The organism is Serratia proteamaculans (genome assembly GCF_004684015.1).
In the GTDB taxonomy this organism is placed as follows: Bacteria; Pseudomonadota; Gammaproteobacteria; order Enterobacterales; family Enterobacteriaceae; genus Serratia; species Serratia proteamaculans_F.
Map to the genome: position 1 here is coordinate 446,499 of NZ_SRIA01000010.1, position 16,400 is coordinate 462,898.

At 53.4% G+C, this 16,400-nt stretch carries 14 protein-coding genes; 13 read left to right on the forward strand and 1 reads right to left on the reverse strand.

The features are described from left to right. Window positions 1–161 precede the first annotated feature (161 nt). From serC to lpxK, 8 genes are all read left to right on the forward strand, one after another. The gene (gene serC, locus E5C26_RS08710; RefSeq protein WP_135315927.1) at window positions 162–1,247 is read left to right on the forward strand and encodes a 3-phosphoserine/phosphohydroxythreonine transaminase; all 1,086 of its coding nucleotides are present in this window, start codon (window positions 162–164) and stop codon (window positions 1,245–1,247) included. A 115-nt stretch (window positions 1,248–1,362) separates the two neighbouring features. Further along, complete coding sequence (gene aroA / locus E5C26_RS08715) at window positions 1,363–2,649, forward strand: 3-phosphoshikimate 1-carboxyvinyltransferase (protein ID WP_135315928.1); 1,287 nt, start codon at window positions 1,363–1,365, stop codon at window positions 2,647–2,649. Window positions 2,650–2,925: 276 nt separating this feature from the next. Continuing rightward, window positions 2,926–3,615, forward strand: a complete 690-nt coding sequence (gene cmk / locus E5C26_RS08720; protein ID WP_012006138.1) for a (d)CMP kinase — start codon at window positions 2,926–2,928, stop codon at window positions 3,613–3,615. 181 nt (window positions 3,616–3,796) lie between these two features. Further along, a complete protein-coding gene (gene rpsA, locus E5C26_RS08725; RefSeq protein WP_012006139.1) occupies window positions 3,797–5,476 on the forward strand; it encodes a 30S ribosomal protein S1 in 1,680 nt (559 codons plus the stop codon). A gap of 62 nt (window positions 5,477–5,538) precedes the next feature. After that, on the forward strand, window positions 5,539–5,823 hold the full coding sequence (gene ihfB / locus E5C26_RS08730; protein ID WP_004942652.1) for an integration host factor subunit beta: 285 nt from the start codon (window positions 5,539–5,541) through the stop codon (window positions 5,821–5,823). A 277-nt stretch (window positions 5,824–6,100) separates the two neighbouring features. Continuing rightward, on the forward strand, window positions 6,101–8,365 hold the full coding sequence (locus E5C26_RS08735; protein WP_206194247.1) for a ComEC family protein: 2,265 nt from the start codon (window positions 6,101–6,103) through the stop codon (window positions 8,363–8,365). Window positions 8,366–8,400: 35 nt separating this feature from the next. Further along, window positions 8,401–10,149: a lipid A ABC transporter ATP-binding protein/permease MsbA gene (gene msbA / locus E5C26_RS08740; RefSeq protein WP_135315930.1), complete on the forward strand. Its 1,749-nt coding sequence runs from the start codon at window positions 8,401–8,403 to the stop codon at window positions 10,147–10,149. Then, a complete protein-coding gene (gene lpxK, locus E5C26_RS08745) occupies window positions 10,149–11,129 on the forward strand; it encodes a tetraacyldisaccharide 4'-kinase (protein WP_135315931.1) in 981 nt (326 codons plus the stop codon). Before msbA ends, lpxK begins: the two co-directional genes overlap by 1 nt. Window position 11,130: 1 nt before the next feature. Here the strand turns inward: lpxK and hglS are convergent, their stop codons facing one another. Beyond that, window positions 11,131–12,537, reverse strand: a complete 1,407-nt coding sequence (hglS, locus tag E5C26_RS08750) for a 2-oxoadipate dioxygenase/decarboxylase HglS (protein ID WP_135315932.1) — start codon at window positions 12,535–12,537, stop codon at window positions 11,131–11,133. Between the two features lie 527 nt (window positions 12,538–13,064). On the opposite strand from hglS, the gene cspE reads away from it, so the two are divergent. From cspE to kdsB, 5 genes are all read left to right on the forward strand, one after another. Beyond that, window positions 13,065–13,274 (forward strand): transcription antiterminator/RNA stability regulator CspE, encoded by a 210-nt coding sequence (gene cspE, locus E5C26_RS08755; protein ID WP_004717375.1) that lies wholly within the window; start codon window positions 13,065–13,067, stop codon window positions 13,272–13,274. A gap of 221 nt (window positions 13,275–13,495) precedes the next feature. After that, a complete protein-coding gene (locus tag E5C26_RS08760) occupies window positions 13,496–13,717 on the forward strand; it encodes a cold-shock protein (RefSeq protein WP_006320799.1) in 222 nt (73 codons plus the stop codon). A 110-nt stretch (window positions 13,718–13,827) separates the two neighbouring features. Next, the gene (locus E5C26_RS08765) at window positions 13,828–15,054 is read left to right on the forward strand and encodes a winged helix-turn-helix domain-containing protein (RefSeq protein WP_135315933.1); all 1,227 of its coding nucleotides are present in this window, start codon (window positions 13,828–13,830) and stop codon (window positions 15,052–15,054) included. Between the two features lie 288 nt (window positions 15,055–15,342). Continuing rightward, window positions 15,343–15,525, forward strand: coding sequence for a Trm112 family protein (locus E5C26_RS08770; RefSeq protein WP_012006145.1), 183 nt, complete (start codon window positions 15,343–15,345; stop codon window positions 15,523–15,525). Then, window positions 15,522–16,271 carry a 3-deoxy-manno-octulosonate cytidylyltransferase gene (gene kdsB / locus E5C26_RS08775; protein WP_135315934.1) on the forward strand — a complete coding sequence of 250 codons (750 nt, stop codon included), beginning with the start codon at window positions 15,522–15,524 and terminating at the stop codon, window positions 16,269–16,271. The genes E5C26_RS08770 and kdsB overlap by 4 nt, the downstream gene beginning before the upstream one ends. The last annotated feature ends 129 nt before the right edge of the window (window positions 16,272–16,400 follow it).

Below are 16,400 nucleotides of genomic sequence, written 5' to 3' on the forward strand. Positions count from 1 at the left end.
GGTGATTTGGCAGAGCCTGTTATTGCCGGGATAACGCGTTTTCCGGTGTCGGGCGAATAACCATTGCAGGCAGGGGGCGCGAGTGATAAAACCGATGGGTTAGTTCGGGCGTATTTCGGTAGGCCAGTTTCATTGGCGAATAGTGAATGTGGTGAGGGGAAATGACTCAGGTTTATAATTTTAGCTCTGGTCCGGCCATGCTGCCGGTTGAAGTTTTGCGTCGTGCGGAACAGGAGTTGTGCAACTGGCACGGTCTTGGCACCTCGGTGATGGAAATCAGCCACCGCAGTAAAGAGTTTATCGAAGTTGCTCAGCAGTCCGAACAGGACCTGCGCGATCTGCTGAAAATCCCCTCCAATTATAAAGTCCTGTTCTGCCATGGCGGGGCCCGCGCACAGTTTGCCGCGCTGCCGCTGAACCTGCTGGGTGATAAAACCACCGCGGACTATATCGACGGCGGCTACTGGGCACACAGCGCCATCACCGAAGCGAAAAAATACTGCACGCCAAACACTATCGACGTGAAAACTTCCGTTGACGGTCTGCTCGGCATCAAACCGATGAAAGAGTGGCAGTTGAACGACGACGCGGCCTACGTGCACTACTGTCCGAATGAAACCATCGACGGCGTGGCTATCGATGAAGTACCGGATTTCGGCGATAAAGTGGTGATCGGCGATTACTCCTCGACCATTCTTTCCGGCCCGCTCGACGTTAGTCGCTTTGGCGTGATTTATGCCGGCGCACAGAAAAACATTGGCCCGGCCGGCCTGACGCTGGTGATCGTACGTGAAGATCTGCTGGGCAAGGCACGCCGCGAAGTGCCGTCGATCCTAGATTACACCGTGCTGGCCGAAAACGACTCGATGTTCAACACGCCGCCGACCTTTGCCTGGTATCTGTCCGGCCTGGTGTTCAAATGGCTGAAAGAGCAGGGCGGCCTGGTAGAGATGCACAAACGCAATCAGGCCAAGGCCGAGCTGTTGTATGCGACTATCGATAACTCCGATTTCTATCGCAGCCGGGTGGCGCTGGCCAACCGTTCCTGGATGAACGTACCCTTCCAGTTGGCGGATCCCGCGCTGGACAAGGTGTTTCTCAGCGAAGCCGAAGCCATTGGCTTGCAGGCGCTGAAAGGCCACCGAGTAGTTGGCGGTATGCGCGCTTCTATTTACAATGCCATGCCGCTGGCCGGCGTGAAGACATTAACCGACTTTATGACCGACTTCGAACGTCGTCACGGTTAAGCCGGGTAGCCTGCCTTGAGCGGGCTGCCTTCGCTGTTGTCCTTTTTGAATTAAAGCGGCTCCGGCATTTTCCCGGGGCCGTTTCGTTTATCAGATTTTGGAGATTTTAGTTCACATGGTGGATTCCCTGACGTTACAACCGGTCGCCCTGGTCAATGGCACCGTCAACTTACCCGGCTCCAAGAGCGTATCCAACCGTGCTCTGCTGCTGGCTGCGCTGGCGGAGGGAACGACGACGCTGACCAACCTGCTGGACAGCGACGATGTGCGTCATATGCTAAATGCGCTGCAGGCGCTGGGCGTGAGCTATCAGCTGTCAGACGATCGCACCACCTGTAAAGTTGAAGGGGTTGCCGGCCCGCTGGTAGCCAGTCAGCCGCTTGAACTGTTCCTCGGCAATGCCGGTACCGCGATGCGTCCATTGGCTGCGGCTCTGTGCCTGGGCAATAGCGATGTGGTGCTGACCGGTGAGCCACGCATGAAAGAGCGTCCAATCGGCCATTTGGTCGATGCTCTGCGTCAGGGCGGTGCACAGATTGATTACCTGGAACAGACCGATTATCCGCCATTGCGCCTGCGCGGTGGTTTTCACGGCGGCGATGTCACCGTCGACGGCAGCGTCTCCAGCCAGTTCCTGACCGCATTGTTGATGACGGCTCCTCTGGCCGAACAGGACACCAATATCCATATCAAGGGCGAACTGGTTTCCAAGCCGTACATTGATATCACGCTGCACCTGATGCGTACCTTCGGCGTTGAGGTTAGCCACGACAATTATCGCGTGTTCCACATTAATGGCCGCCAAACCTATCGTTCGCCGGGCGACTACCTGGTGGAGGGCGATGCTTCTTCCGCTTCTTACTTCCTGGCGGCAGCCGCGATTAAGGGCGGCACCGTACGCGTAACCGGCATCGGCAAGAAAAGCGTTCAGGGCGACACCAAATTTGCCGATGTGCTGGAGAAAATGGGCGCGCGTATAACCTGGGGCGATGACTATATCGAATGCAGCCGTGGTGAACTGCACGGCATCGACATGGATATGAACCATATTCCTGACGCGGCGATGACCATTGCGACCGCTGCCCTGTTTGCTGAAGGCCCAACGACCATTCGCAACATCTATAACTGGCGAGTGAAAGAGACCGATCGCCTGGCTGCGATGGCGACCGAGTTGCGGAAAGTGGGCGCTGAGGTAGATGAAGGTGAAGACTATATTCACGTCGTACCGCCGGCCAAGCTGAAGTTTGCCGATATCGGCACCTACAACGATCACCGTATGGCCATGTGCTTCTCGCTGGTGGCACTGTCGGATACGCCAGTGACCATTCTTGATCCGAAATGTACCGCGAAAACTTTCCCGGACTACTTCGAACAGCTGGCGCGCATCAGTCAAATGGCGTGATCCGCAGTCAGATACTTTCTTTTAAGGCCCTTGACTGGGCCTTTATTGTTTTTAACGCCCGCAGCCTGGAGCCGTCCGCTATACTTTTGCGCGGTCATACGCTTATTTTCAACAACCAGACAGTTCCAGGGTAACAGTTCGTCGTTTGGCAGCGTATAATGCGCCACCGTGACTGCCCCGATTGGGCGGGCGGCAGGGACGTTGTTAATTATGCTTTCGCATTGTGCTGGCGGCAGGTTATGTCCCTGTGAGGTTTTCTACCTGAAGGAGAGAGAAATGACGGCTACAGCCCCGGTGATAACCGTTGATGGACCAAGTGGCGCAGGCAAAGGCACCTTGTGCAAGGCGCTCGCCGAATCCCTTGGTTGGCGTTTGCTGGACTCAGGCGCGATTTATCGCGTGCTGGCATTAGCAGCGTTGCATCATCAGGTTGATATCACGTCTGAGGAGGCGCTGGTTCCACTGGCCGCACATCTCGATGTTCGCTTTATTGCCCAGGATGGCAAACTGCAGGTTATTTTGGAAGGTGAGGATGTCAGCAATGAAATCCGCACTGAAACCGTCGGCAATACCGCGTCGCAGGCAGCGGCTTTCCCGCGCGTGCGTGAAGCCCTGTTGCGCCGCCAGCGGGCATTTCGTGAGGCCCCTGGCCTGATTGCCGATGGCCGCGACATGGGCACGGTGGTGTTCCCTGATGCCCCGGTCAAGATTTTCCTGGACGCCAGTTCTGAGGAGCGTGCGCACCGCCGCATGCTACAGTTGCAGGAAAAGGGCTTTAATGTTAACTTTGAACGTCTTTTAGCCGAGATAAAGGAACGGGACGACCGTGACCGTAATCGGCCTATCGCGCCACTGGTGCCTGCTTCTGACGCCCTCGTGCTGGATTCAACCAGCATGTCGATTGACGAAGTCATCCAGCGTGCGTTGACTTATGCACATGAAGTTTTAGCGTTGCCGCAGCAGTAAGCACGGCGACGTTATTGGCTTTTTGTCATATTTGTCATGGTAGTATCGAACTATATCGGGTAAAATTTTACCCCTGTAACCTAAACCCTGTCGGCATGGAGCCAATGGCGGGGTATGTGAAACAACCCCATTCGGCGGGATGCTAAATGGACGTTAAACTATAGAACCCTGAAGATTAAACATGACTGAATCTTTCGCTCAACTCTTTGAAGAATCCCTGAAAACAATCGAAACCCGTCCGGGTTCCATCGTTCGTGGCGTTGTAGTTGCTATCGACAAAGACGTAGTACTGGTTGACGCCGGTCTGAAATCTGAGTCTGCCATCCCGGCTGAGCAATTCAAAAACGCACAGGGCGAGCTGGAAATCCAGGTAGGCGACGAAGTTGATGTTGCGCTGGACGCTGTTGAAGATGGCTTCGGTGAAACTCTGCTGTCCCGTGAGAAAGCTAAGCGTCACGAAGCTTGGATCACGCTGGAAAAAGCTTACGAAGAAGCTGAAACTGTCGTCGGTGTTATCAACGGCAAAGTTAAGGGTGGCTTCACTGTAGAGCTGAATGGTATTCGTGCGTTCCTGCCAGGCTCCCTGGTTGACGTGCGTCCAGTACGTGACACTCTGCACCTGGAAGGCAAAGAGCTTGAGTTCAAAGTCATCAAGCTGGACCAGAAACGCAACAACGTTGTAGTTTCTCGCCGTGCAGTTATCGAATCCGAGAACAGCGCAGAACGTGATCAACTGCTGGAAAACCTGCAGGAAGGCATGGAAGTTAAAGGTATCGTTAAGAACCTCACTGACTACGGTGCATTCGTTGATCTGGGCGGCGTAGACGGCCTGCTGCACATCACTGACATGGCTTGGAAACGCGTTAAGCATCCGAGCGAAATCGTCAACGTTGGCGACGAAATCACTGTTAAAGTGCTGAAGTTCGACCGCGAGCGTACTCGTGTTTCCCTGGGCCTGAAGCAACTGGGCGAAGATCCATGGGTCGCTATCGCGAAACGTTACCCAGAAGGCACCAAGCTGACTGGTCGTGTAACCAACCTGACTGATTACGGCTGCTTCGTAGAAATCGAAGAAGGCGTTGAAGGTCTGGTACACGTTTCTGAAATGGATTGGACCAACAAAAACATCCATCCGTCCAAAGTTGTTAACGTGGGCGATGTAGTGGAAGTTATGGTTCTGGACATCGATGAAGAACGTCGTCGTATCTCCCTGGGTCTGAAGCAGTGCAAAAACAACCCATGGCAGCAGTTTGCAGAAACCCACAACAAGGGCGACCGCGTTGAAGGTAAAATCAAGTCTATCACTGACTTCGGTATCTTCATCGGCCTGGACGGCGGCATCGACGGCCTGGTTCACCTGTCTGACATCTCCTGGAACGTTGCAGGCGAAGAAGCAGTTCGTGAATACAAGAAAGGCGACGAAATCGCAGCGGTTGTTCTGCAAGTTGACGCAGAGCGCGAGCGTATCTCCCTGGGCGTGAAGCAACTGGCTGAAGACCCGTTCAATAACTACCTGTCTATGAACAAGAAAGGTACTATTGTTACTGGTAAAGTCACTGCAGTTGACGCCAAAGGTGCTACAGTTGAATTAGCAGGCGGCGTAGAAGGTTACCTGCGTGCTTCTGAAGCCTCTCGCGACCGCATTGAAGATGCAACTCTGGTTCTGAATGTGGGTGACGACGTTGAAGCTAAATTCACCGGCGTTGACCGTAAGAACCGCGTAGTAAGCCTGTCCGTACGTGCTAAGGACGAAGCTGACGAGAAAGATGCAATCGCTACTGTTAACAGCAGCAGCAAGCAAGAAGAAAGCAACTTCTCTAACGCAATGGCTGAAGCTTTCAAAGCGGCTAAAGGCGAGTAATGACGGGGGGCGGTCTTTGACCGCCCCGATACGGTAGTTTAGCTGCAAAGCTTGGAGGAACTATGACCAAGTCTGAACTTATTGAAAGACTTGCTGGCCAGCAATCTCATGTACCGGCGAAAGCCGTTGAGGATGCAGTGAAAGAGATGCTAGAACATATGGCTGCTACGCTAGCCGATGGGGAACGCATTGAGATCCGCGGATTCGGCAGTTTTTCTCTTCACTACCGTGCTCCGCGTGTGGGTCGCAACCCGAAAACTGGTGATAAAGTTGAGTTGGACGGCAAGTACGTTCCTCACTTCAAGCCAGGCAAAGAGCTGCGTGACCGCGCCAATATCTATGGCTAGTCGCTGACTGCCCATAGAGTTGTTGCTTGTAAAGAAATATAAAACGGTGCCTTTAGGGCGCCGTTTTTTTTTGCTTTTTTCGGCCAATTTTCCCGGTGCTTCTGCGTACCAGGCCGCAACCTATGTTCCACTCTGGCAACGGCCGCCGCTATTGTGCGGCGACGTTCGCGAACCCTCAGATTGTTAATGGCGAGTTTTGGTTGATAGGTAAACAATCCCGTGATGTTGGCTGCCTGGATAGCGGCCTTATATCGGGAGAGTACCTATCAAAACCTCGTTGGATTTGGCGGTAAGTGGGGGGATCTGCGGTATTTTACCGCTGCTTTTCATGCCGCAATTACCCGATGCGCGTATTGCCTTGTTGGTCACCTTACCCTTTTGCCTCTGCTTGTGGGGGAGAGGCAGCGCAGGCCGGTTTATGGCCTGGGGAACTTTGGGCTTTCTTTGGGCGGTATTCACTGCCGGGACCCTGGTGAATCAAGTCAATCGTCTGAGCCAGGGCCCGGTAGTAAACGCCGTGGTTCAGGTTAGCAGTATTGCACTGGCTGGCGCGACACGAAAGCAGACGGTTATGCGTATTGAACGGCTCAATGGCCGCTGGCTGGTGCCCTCCATCGCTTTCTCAACCCTCTGGCAGCCCAAAGACCGGCCCTTGTGTGCCGGGCAACGTTGGCAGTTACAACTGCGCTTGCGGCCGATACATGGCAATCTTAATGAAGGGGGCTTTGACAGCCAGCGCTGGGCGATGTCGCAGCGTCAACCACTGACGGCACAGGTGAAAAGCGCACTCCTCCTGGACCAAAACTGCGGTTGGCGGCAACGGATTATCACTTATGCCGAAAACAATATTGGCACTCTTCGTTTTAAAGCGGTGCTACTCGCGTTGGCATTTGGTGAGAGGGCTGCGCTGGAACCGGCGTTACGAACCTTGATGTTGAAAACCGGTATTGCTCACCTGATGGCTATCTCTGGGTTGCATGTGGCGATGGTGGCCATTTTGATTTGGGGGCTGCTGCGGGCGATGCAATTTTTTCTGCCGGCAAAGCTGATTGACTACCGCTTTCCGCTGATCGTCAGTTGGCTCGGCGCGTTAGGCTACGTTTGGTTGGCCGGCGCTCATCCACCGGCGATAAGAACGGGTCTGGCGCTGACATTGTGGATGCTGTTACGCATACGCGGCATCCATTGCTCATCCTGGCAAATTTGGCAGTGGTGCGTTGGCTTGATTCTGGTATGCGATCCTCTGGCGGTACTATCCGACAGCTTCTGGCTATCGGCCACCGCGGTATTTTGCCTGATTTTCTGGTTTGAATGGGTGCCGTTAAACCCCCGTTTTGGTTCGGGATGGCACTGGGCGCCATTGCGCTGGCTGCATATCCAGCTTGGTATTACGTTGCTACTGGTGCCCATGCAGGCCGGATTGTTTCATGGCCTGACACTTAGCGCCATTCCGGCCAATCTTTGGGCGGTGCCTCTGGTTTCACTGATAACGGTGCCGCTGATCCTGCTGGCCGTGGTGGTTGGTCTTTTCCCGATATTGAGTGCGGGACTATGGTGGTTGGCGGATCTTACGTTGGCAGGGGTTTTTGCCCCATTACACTATCTGCAAGTCGGTTGGGTCGATCTTGGTGCCGCATCCTTGGCTGTCAGCATTGCCGGTTGGTTACTGGTGCTTTTTTGGCGTTTCCACTGGTGGCTGCGTTATGCGCCGGCGCTGGTAACTTTGGCGCTGTGTTGCGTACTGTGGCGTGAGAGAGAACCGCCATACCGTTGGCGCGTAGACATGCTTGACGTTGGGCATGGTCTGGCTATGGTGGTCGAAAAGAACGGCCGGGCAATATTGTATGACACCGGCCCTCGCTGGGGCACCGGCAGTGCTGCCGGGCGGAATGTTTTGCCATTTCTTAACTGGCGAGGATTAGCGGTGGAACAAATTATAATCAGCCACGATCATCTGGATCATATCGGTGGTCTTGAAGAGATACAGCGTGCATTTCCACAAGCGACGGTAAGGAGTCCACGTCTTGATGCCGGCCACTTACCCTGCGTGGCGGGAGAGCGCTGGCAATGGCAATCGCTTCAGTTCCAAGTACTGTGGCCGCCAGAGGCGGTAAAAATGGCGGGAAATGATGATTCATGCGTCATCCGTATCGATGATGGGAAATACAGTTTGTTGCTGACGGGGGATGCAGAAAAAAGGACAGAGGCACAGTTGGTTAGATATCAACGTCCTTTATTAAGCGCTACGGTGTTACAGGTTCCGCATCATGGCAGTAAAACCTCGTCTACCCCGCCTTTTTTACGTGCGGTAGCGCCGAAGGCGGCAATAGCCTCGGCATCACGTTACAATAAATGGCGATTACCTGCGGTTAAAGTGGTCGCCAGATATCTGGCAAATGACATCATTTGGCACGATACTTCGCGCTCCGGTCAGTTATCCGTACTTTTTTTCGACAACGATTGGCAAATTAATGGCTTTCGTGAACAATTAATGCCCCGTTGGTACCATCAGCGGTTTGGCGTAGAGGGTGATAATGAGTAAAATGGGCCGCTATTTCTTCCGATGCTGGTATTTGCATGATGAATGATAAAGATCTCTCCACCTGGCAGACTTTCCGTCGCCTCTGGCCGATGATCACACCTTTTAAGACCGGGCTGATCGTGGCGGCTATTGCGTTGATACTGAACGCGGCCAGCGACGCCTTTATGTTGTCTTTGCTTAAACCTTTATTGGATGACGGTTTTGGGAAAACGGAAAGCAGTATCCTGCTGTGGATGCCATTGGCAGTTATTGGCCTGATGGTGATACGTGGAGCGACTGGCTTTGTCTCCAGCTACTGCATTTCATGGGTATCCGGCATGGTGGTGATGCATATGCGCCGCCGGCTGTTCGGCCACATGATGAGAATGCCGGTATCGTTCTTTGATCAACAGTCTACCGGCACTTTGCTGTCGCGCATCACCTATGATTCCGAACAGGTAGCGTCATCCTCCTCCAGCGCGCTGGTGACCGTAGTACGTGAAGGGGCGTCGATCATCGCGCTGTTCACCATGATGTTCTACTACAGCTGGCAGTTGTCGGTGATCCTGATCGTGCTGGCACCGATTGTCTCTATCGCTATCCGCATTGTTTCCAAACGCTTCCGTAATATCAGCAAAAACATGCAGAACACCATGGGGCAGGTGACGACCAGCGCGGAGCAGATGCTTAAAGGTCATAAGGAAGTGCTGATTTTTGGCGGCCAGCAGGTTGAAACCGATCGTTTCAATTCAGTCAGCAACCGCATGCGCCAGCAGGGTATGAAACTGGTTTCTGCGTCCTCGATCTCTGACCCTATCATCCAGCTTATCGCTTCGCTGGCTCTGGCCTTCGTTCTCTATGCCGCCAGCTTCCCGAGCGTGATGGCTACCCTGACAGCCGGTACCATCACCGTGGTGTTCTCTTCGATGATCGCCCTGATGCGCCCGCTGAAATCACTGACCAACGTTAATGCCCAGTTCCAGCGTGGGATGGCGGCGTGTCAGACCCTGTTCTCCATCCTGGATATGGAACAGGAAAAAGATACCGGTACCCGTGAAGTCGCACGAGCGAAGGGCGATATCGAATTCCGTAACGTCACTTTCTACTACCCAGGGAAAGAAACCCCTGCGCTGCGTGATATCAATCTGAGTATTTCAGAAGGTAAAACGGTGGCGCTGGTGGGCCGTTCCGGCTCGGGCAAGTCAACCATCGCCAATCTGCTGACTCGTTTTTATGACGTCCAGGAAGGCGAGATCCTGATGGATGGTCACGATTTGCGCGAGTACACATTGGCATCGCTGCGTGATCAGGTCGCGCTGGTTTCGCAAAACGTGCATTTGTTTAACGACACTATTGCCAACAACATCGCTTACGCGCGTGAAGAACGCTATAGCCGCGAAGAGATCGAGAAGGCTGCGCGCATGGCTTATGCCATGGACTTCATTGAAAAAATGGAGAACGGCCTGGATACGGTGATCGGTGAAAACGGGGTGATGCTGTCCGGTGGTCAACGCCAGCGTATCGCTATTGCCCGCGCCTTGCTGCGCGACTGCCCAATACTGATCCTCGATGAAGCCACCTCGGCACTGGACACTGAATCGGAGCGTGCTATTCAGGCGGCGCTGGATGAGTTACAGAAAAACCGGACTTCACTGGTGATTGCGCACCGTCTGTCGACCATTGAGAAGGCTGATGAAATCCTGGTGGTTGAGGATGGCCGTATTGTTGAACGTGGCGAACATGCGGTATTGATCGAAAAGCAGGGGGCTTATGCCCAACTCCACCGCATGCAGTTTGGTCAATAATGATCGAGCGCATCTGGTCAGGCAGTTCGCTGGTTTACTTGCTGTTGTTACCGCTGTCCTGGCTGTATGGCCTGGTCAGCGGCCTGATTCGGCTTAGCTACCGTTGCGGCCTGCGTAAAAGCTGGCGCGCACCGGTACCGGTCGTGGTGGTAGGGAATCTCACTGCCGGTGGCAACGGCAAAACCCCGATGGTGATCTGGCTGGTGGAGCAGTTGCAGCAACGCGGATACCGAGTGGGCGTGGTTTCTCGTGGTTATGGTGGCAAAGCAGAGGCTTATCCGCTGTTACTTGACGCGAGCACGACCACCCAGCAGGCGGGTGATGAGCCGGTGCTGATTTATCAGCGTACCGCTGCGCCAGTGGCAATTTCACCAAAGCGTTCTGAAGCGGTACAAGCACTGCTTAAACAGCAGCCACTTGACGTGGTGATTACCGATGACGGCCTGCAGCATTACGCCCTGCAGCGTGATTTTGAACTGGTGGTGATCGACGGTGTTCGCCGCTTTGGCAATGGGTGGTGGTTGCCGGCAGGGCCAATGCGCGAACGCGCTTCGCGGCTAAACAGCGTTGATGCCCTGATTGCCAATGGGGGAGTGGCGCAGCCCGGTGAAATCGCTATGCGATTGCAGGCGCGCGACGCGGTCAATGTTGCCAGCGGTGAGCGCCGGCCGGCAGTCGAACTGCCGCATGTAGTGGCCATGGCCGGTATCGGCCATCCTCCGCGTTTCTTCGCCACGTTAGAAAAATTGGGTGTAGAGGTCGAAAAGGAAGTGGCGTTTGCCGATCATCAGGAATATCAGCATGGCCCATTGGCGGCACTGGTCTCTTCAGGGCAAACGTTGTTGATGACTGAGAAAGATGCGGTTAAATGCCGCGCCTTTGCCCAGCCCAACTGGTGGTATTTACCGGTTGATGCGGTACTTCCCCCCGAGCAGGCTGAGCAACTGCTGCACAGCATTGAAACCCTGCTGAGAAAGTAAATCAAACCGCCAGCGCGTGAAGCCCCAGAGCTTGCGCGCAGGCATCTATCGAACGCTGTTGCGTTTGCTGATATAGCGCCAATTCATCGATCACTTCTGCGCCCAGTGCCAGTTCAAATGCCGCCCTGCTTGAGGCTGCGTTATACTGCGTGTGCCCGCTGTCGCCCAAATTCGATTGGAAAATGCCTGCGGCACTGACCGGCAGAAAATCCTCATACACCAGCGGCTGAAAGCGAATATATTCCTGAGCTATCAGCTGTTCCAGTGTGCTGTGTTGATCCAGGGTTTCCTTGGCCGCCAGACCACACTCGGTCGGAAAATAGCGAAACCAGGCCAACTGCTGCTCACGTAAGGTGGCATAGTCATCGGGAAACGCCTGGAAATTTTCCGCCAGCAACTGATTGTAGATATCGGCATTTTTTTCGCTCGGCGGTGCCTGCAAAGCATCGTTGGTAGCCTGTAGCAGGCGATCGTAGAGTGCACGGCCTTTGGTTGTCAGCGCGACACCGCGCTGTTCTATCTCGCCGAAACGCGCAGTGTGGTGCCCGGCGACGGCGCTACCATCATGTTCAACAAAGTCGACGTTTTCTTCCAGTGCTTTGAAACTGGTCTGGCGCAGCAGAATAGGGCGACGACGTGGCGGCGGGCCCTCAATCACGGCTTTGGGGGTGATCCCTCGGCTGGGCATGGCCATTTGGACACGGTCAATATCGAGAGTGCGTGGCGTCAGATGGTTGATATGCGGGCCTTTAAAGGCCACTACGTCGGCGATCAGACGATGCTGGTCGTGCAACTGCTGATATTCGGCCGCGCTAACCGTCGCCCGGCTGTGCCAACGGAAGGTTTCCAGTGCCTGTTCGACAAACTCATCAGCCTGACTGTCGTCCAGTCCGCCCTGAGCTTCTTGCAAAGCGATCAGTTCAAGTGCCCGTTCAGTAAAGATACGGCGACGAGCCAACAGGCGTTGCGCCAGTTCGCGCAGTTCCGGGTTTTCAATCAGTTCCAGCCGTAATAAAGAGGTGAATACCCGGAATGGGCTGATCTGTAGCGCATCCTCATGTTCTGCCCGAAATGCGGTAGAGTGAACAGGAACTCCGGCCACGGCCAGATCGTAATAGCCCACCGGAGACATGCCCATCACGTTAAACAGCCGTCGCAGGGTGGACAGTTCCTCTGCGGTGCCAACCCGAATAGCCCCGTGGCGTTCCATGGCCAGTCGTTCGACTTCGCCGGTAATTTGTAATTGATGCGCCAATGCGGCATCTTCGCGCAGGACCTGTCGGTTGGTTTCCGCCACCAGTTCGAGCAAATCGCCATACAAAGGTACCTCTTTCTGGTACATATCTGACATGGCATGGGAGAATCTGGCGCGGATTTCATTCGGTGAGACGAACTGCTGGGCGGTCATGCGCATAGCTCCTTTATTCAGTATAATCTGAAAAATATCATTCTTGGCGGCAAACGTGCTGGTTGAGAGGCCATTCGCCTTGTTTTCACCTCAAGTTTAGCTAGGTCGATTAGGTTTTGTTATAGCCTGGGCAAGCATATTAGATTTTTATGCGTTAGCTCTCATTTGAGCAGGGAATTACGGAAAATACGGCCATCCAGAAGGCAATGCTTCTAAGAGATTTACGTAAAAAAAGATAAATTAATCCATTAATAATCATGGGCATAAAAATTAATATGGCGAAATGGTAAAAACAGGGCAATAAACCTCTTGTGCAAAAGACAGATTTATGAGTAAATGCAAGTCGGCCTGTGATACAGACCTATTTATGTTCGAGTTTAGAATTAAGCAGTTCCTCCAAAAACGTTATCATCTGATTCCGCTTCAAAGACGAACCTTCTAAGTACCTCCCATAAGTAATGTTTCTAAGAACGGCCAAAATTGCCTTATGGCAGGTTTTGTATATATATTTAAAAGGTAAATAAGTAATGTCTAAGAAGACGGGTCAAGTGAAGTGGTTCAATGAAAGCAAAGGTTTTGGTTTTATTGAACAGAACGACGGTGGTAAAGATGTATTCGTACACTTCTCCGCAATCGCGACCGACGGTTTCAAAACTTTGGCTGAAGGCCAGCGTGTTGAGTACACCGTAGAAGACAGCCCGCGCGGGCCGGCTGCCGCCAACGTTGTTGCTCTGTAAATAAACAGGGAATAACGTAAAGAGATCTTAATACAACCATGATGACGCGTTTGCGCTGATTCATTGCGGAAGATATTAAGTTCAACAAGCCCGCCATAGTGCGGGTTTTTTATTTTTTGCTCACGAGAGGTTTGTTACGAAAAACTTTAGGATGGGCTGGTAGCGTCCAACAATAATAAAAATGACGTTGTTAAGGATGCTCAAGTAAAAGGATATAAGTTATGTTTAAAAATACTGTGTTACAAATGGGCCGTGTGAAATGGTTTGATCAGGCTGCAGGCTATGGTTTTATTTCACCGGTAGATGGAAGCGACGAAATTTATGTAAGCCGTCGTTCTATCGCCAATACTAAAAATAAATCGTTAAACGAAGGTCAGAACGTTGAGTTCTCGATCTATCGCAGCTCCCACGGGCTGTCAGCGGCAGACGTTATCGCGTTCTGACCCACCCCCTTCCTCGCCAGTGCCGGTGCCGCCACCCCAAGCACTGGCGAAGATAAATTCCCCGATATCCACTATTATCAAGCGATTGCTCAATCACTTCGGATGTCAGGATGAACACCCCAGTTATTTCTCTTGCTGCCGCTCGTGCGATCCACCTCGCCGCGCAGGGGCTGCTGTCCCCGATGAAACGCAAAGCCAAACCCGACGACGTGGTTGCCGCCATTACACGTATGGGGTTACTGCAAATCGATACCATCAGCGTGGTCGCACGCAGCCCCTATCTGGTGCTGTTCAGCCGCCTGGGCGATTACCGGCCGGAATGGCTGGAACAGGCACTGGCTGGCCGCCGGCTGTTTGAGTACTGGGCGCACGAGGCCTGCTTTTTACCCATAGAGGATTTTGGCTTGCTGCGTCATCGAATGCTACAGCCGCAAGGGATGGGGTGGAAGTATTCCGAACAGTGGATGCAGGAACATCAGGCGGCAATAGATGCCCTGTTGCAACATATTGAAAGCGCTGGGCCGGTGCGTTCGGCGGATTTCAGCGCCGAGAAGAAGGGCAACAGTGGCTGGTGGGATTGGAAGCCGGAAAAACGCCATCTCGAAATCCTGTTCACCGCCGGTAAATTGATGGTAGCCGAACGGCGCAATTTTCATCGCGTTTACGATCTGACGGAAAGATTATTACCTCACTGGGATGATAGCCGGGATGTATTACCTGTCGATGATGCACGGCAGGAAATGCTAAGGCGCAGCTGTCGTTTCCTGGGGATCTTCAGAGCCGAATGGCTGGCAGATTACTACCGTTTGAAGCGAGTGGCACCGAAAGCGCTACTGACGTCGTTACAACAGCAGGGCGAAGTGCTGCCCGTGCGGATCGACGGTTTGGACGGGGAGTTTTACGTGCACCATTCGCTGGCGGCAGAGTTGCTACTGGCAGAACAAGGAGCGTTAAAATCCAGCGTGACCACTTTGCTTTCTCCGTTCGATCCGGTGGTTTGGGATCGCCGCCGTGCGTTGGAGTTATTCAATTTTGATTACCGGTTGGAATGCTACACGCCGAAAGAAAAACGGCAGTATGGTTACTTTACGCTGCCGGTGTTGCAACGCGGTGAGTTGATTGGCCGCATCGATGCAAAAATGCATCGTCGGCAGGGTATTTTCGAAATCATCAGTTTCCACCCACAGGCCAATGTTCGCTTTGGTAAGCAACGTGTGCAGGATATTCGGCAGGCAATCACCCGCAGTGCAAAATGGCACGGTGCGTCACAGGTTGTTTTGGGGGATATTCCGGCGGTGCTGGCCCTTGAGTGGGGAACTGGTTGGCAAGTGGAATAACGAACGGCGTTGTCGGCTTGGGTAAAACGAATGTTCAGCGCCGTTCGTTACAAGGGGGGCCTCAGTTGCTGAAGTTGGCAAACAGGGCGATGATCTTATGAATACGTTTAATCATGAGAAATTATTTTTGTGACTTGAATCACAAAATTCTACGCCCGGGCCGGAGGCAATTCAATCCCTCTGACAGATTAAAATGCAGCGACAACACAGCCGGTGATTAACCTGGCGCATAGCGTTATGCTATCCTCACGCACTTTCCTGACGTTAAATCTCCACCCTGGAGGAAGCATGGATCACCGTTTACTCGAAATCGTCGCCTGCCCGGTCTGCACCGGTAAGCTTTATTTCAATAAAGAAAACCAGGAATTGGTCTGCAAAGTGGACGGCCTGGCCTATCCGTTGCGTGATGGCATTCCCGTGCTGTTGGAAAATGAAGCGCGAGCGCTGTCATTGGATGAGAAACACGCATGAGTTTTATCGCTATTATTCCAGCCCGGTATGCATCAACCCGTCTACCGGGCAAACCGCTGGCCGATATCCACGGCAAGCCGATGGTGGTGCACGTAATGGAACGTGCCCGCGAGTCGGGTGCCAGCCGTGTTATCGTGGCGACCGATCACCCGGCGGTGGCCGAAGCGGTCAAAGCGGCAGGCGGTGAAGTCTGCATGACCCGGGCCGATCACAACTCCGGTACCGAGCGTTTGGCCGAGGTGATTGAGCATTATGGTTTTGCTGATGATGAAATCATCGTTAACGTTCAGGGGGATGAGCCACTGATCCCACCGGTAATTGTGCGTCAGGTGGCTGAAAATCTGGCGGGCAGTCAGGCCGGAATGGCCACCCTGGCGGTGCCGATCGAAAGCGCAGAAGAGGCTTTTAACCCGAATGCGGTCAAAGTGGTGATGGATGCGCAGGGTTATGCGCTCTATTTCTCACGCGCCACCATCCCATGGGATCGCGAACGTTTTGCCCAATCCAAAGAAAGCATCGGCGACAGCCTGTTGCGTCATATAGGTATTTACGCCTATCGCGCCGGTTTTGTACGCCGTTACGTGACCTGGGCACCAAGCCAACTGGAGCAAATTGAGCTGCTGGAACAGTTGCGTGTGCTGTGGTACGGCGAAAAAATCCACGTGGCGGTTGCCAAGGCAATGCCGACCGTGGGGGTCGATACGCCAGAAGATTTGCAGCGCGTGCGCGACAGTATCAAAAGCTGAGCATTGAACGCCGGCGCGTCACGCAACGCGTCGGCGATATGATTTCCCGTCCTAATATCCCCATTTTGTTGATCTGCGTTGAAGAATTTTTCTGCTCCCCGTTCGATGATGTCAGCGTCTCTTCCTTTC

Coding starts and splice junctions, on each gene's coding strand:
- E5C26_RS08760 (WP_006320799.1), top strand. CDS start 13,496: ATGTTTAAAAATACTGTGTTACAAATGGGCCGTGTGAAATGGTTTGAT.
- cmk (WP_012006138.1), top strand. CDS start 2,926: ATGACGGCTACAGCCCCGGTGATAACCGTTGATGGACCAAGTGGCGCA.
- ihfB (WP_004942652.1), top strand. CDS start 5,539: ATGACCAAGTCTGAACTTATTGAAAGACTTGCTGGCCAGCAATCTCAT.
- E5C26_RS08770 (WP_012006145.1), top strand. CDS start 15,343: ATGGATCACCGTTTACTCGAAATCGTCGCCTGCCCGGTCTGCACCGGT.
- serC (WP_135315927.1), top strand. CDS start 162: ATGACTCAGGTTTATAATTTTAGCTCTGGTCCGGCCATGCTGCCGGTT.
- E5C26_RS08765 (WP_135315933.1), top strand. CDS start 13,828: ATGAACACCCCAGTTATTTCTCTTGCTGCCGCTCGTGCGATCCACCTC.
- kdsB (WP_135315934.1), top strand. CDS start 15,522: ATGAGTTTTATCGCTATTATTCCAGCCCGGTATGCATCAACCCGTCTA.
- aroA (WP_135315928.1), top strand. CDS start 1,363: ATGGTGGATTCCCTGACGTTACAACCGGTCGCCCTGGTCAATGGCACC.
- lpxK (WP_135315931.1), top strand. CDS start 10,149: ATGATCGAGCGCATCTGGTCAGGCAGTTCGCTGGTTTACTTGCTGTTG.
- hglS (WP_135315932.1), bottom strand. CDS start 12,537: ATGACCGCCCAGCAGTTCGTCTCACCGAATGAAATCCGCGCCAGATTC.
- cspE (WP_004717375.1), top strand. CDS start 13,065: ATGTCTAAGAAGACGGGTCAAGTGAAGTGGTTCAATGAAAGCAAAGGT.
- msbA (WP_135315930.1), top strand. CDS start 8,401: ATGATGAATGATAAAGATCTCTCCACCTGGCAGACTTTCCGTCGCCTC.
- rpsA (WP_012006139.1), top strand. CDS start 3,797: ATGACTGAATCTTTCGCTCAACTCTTTGAAGAATCCCTGAAAACAATC.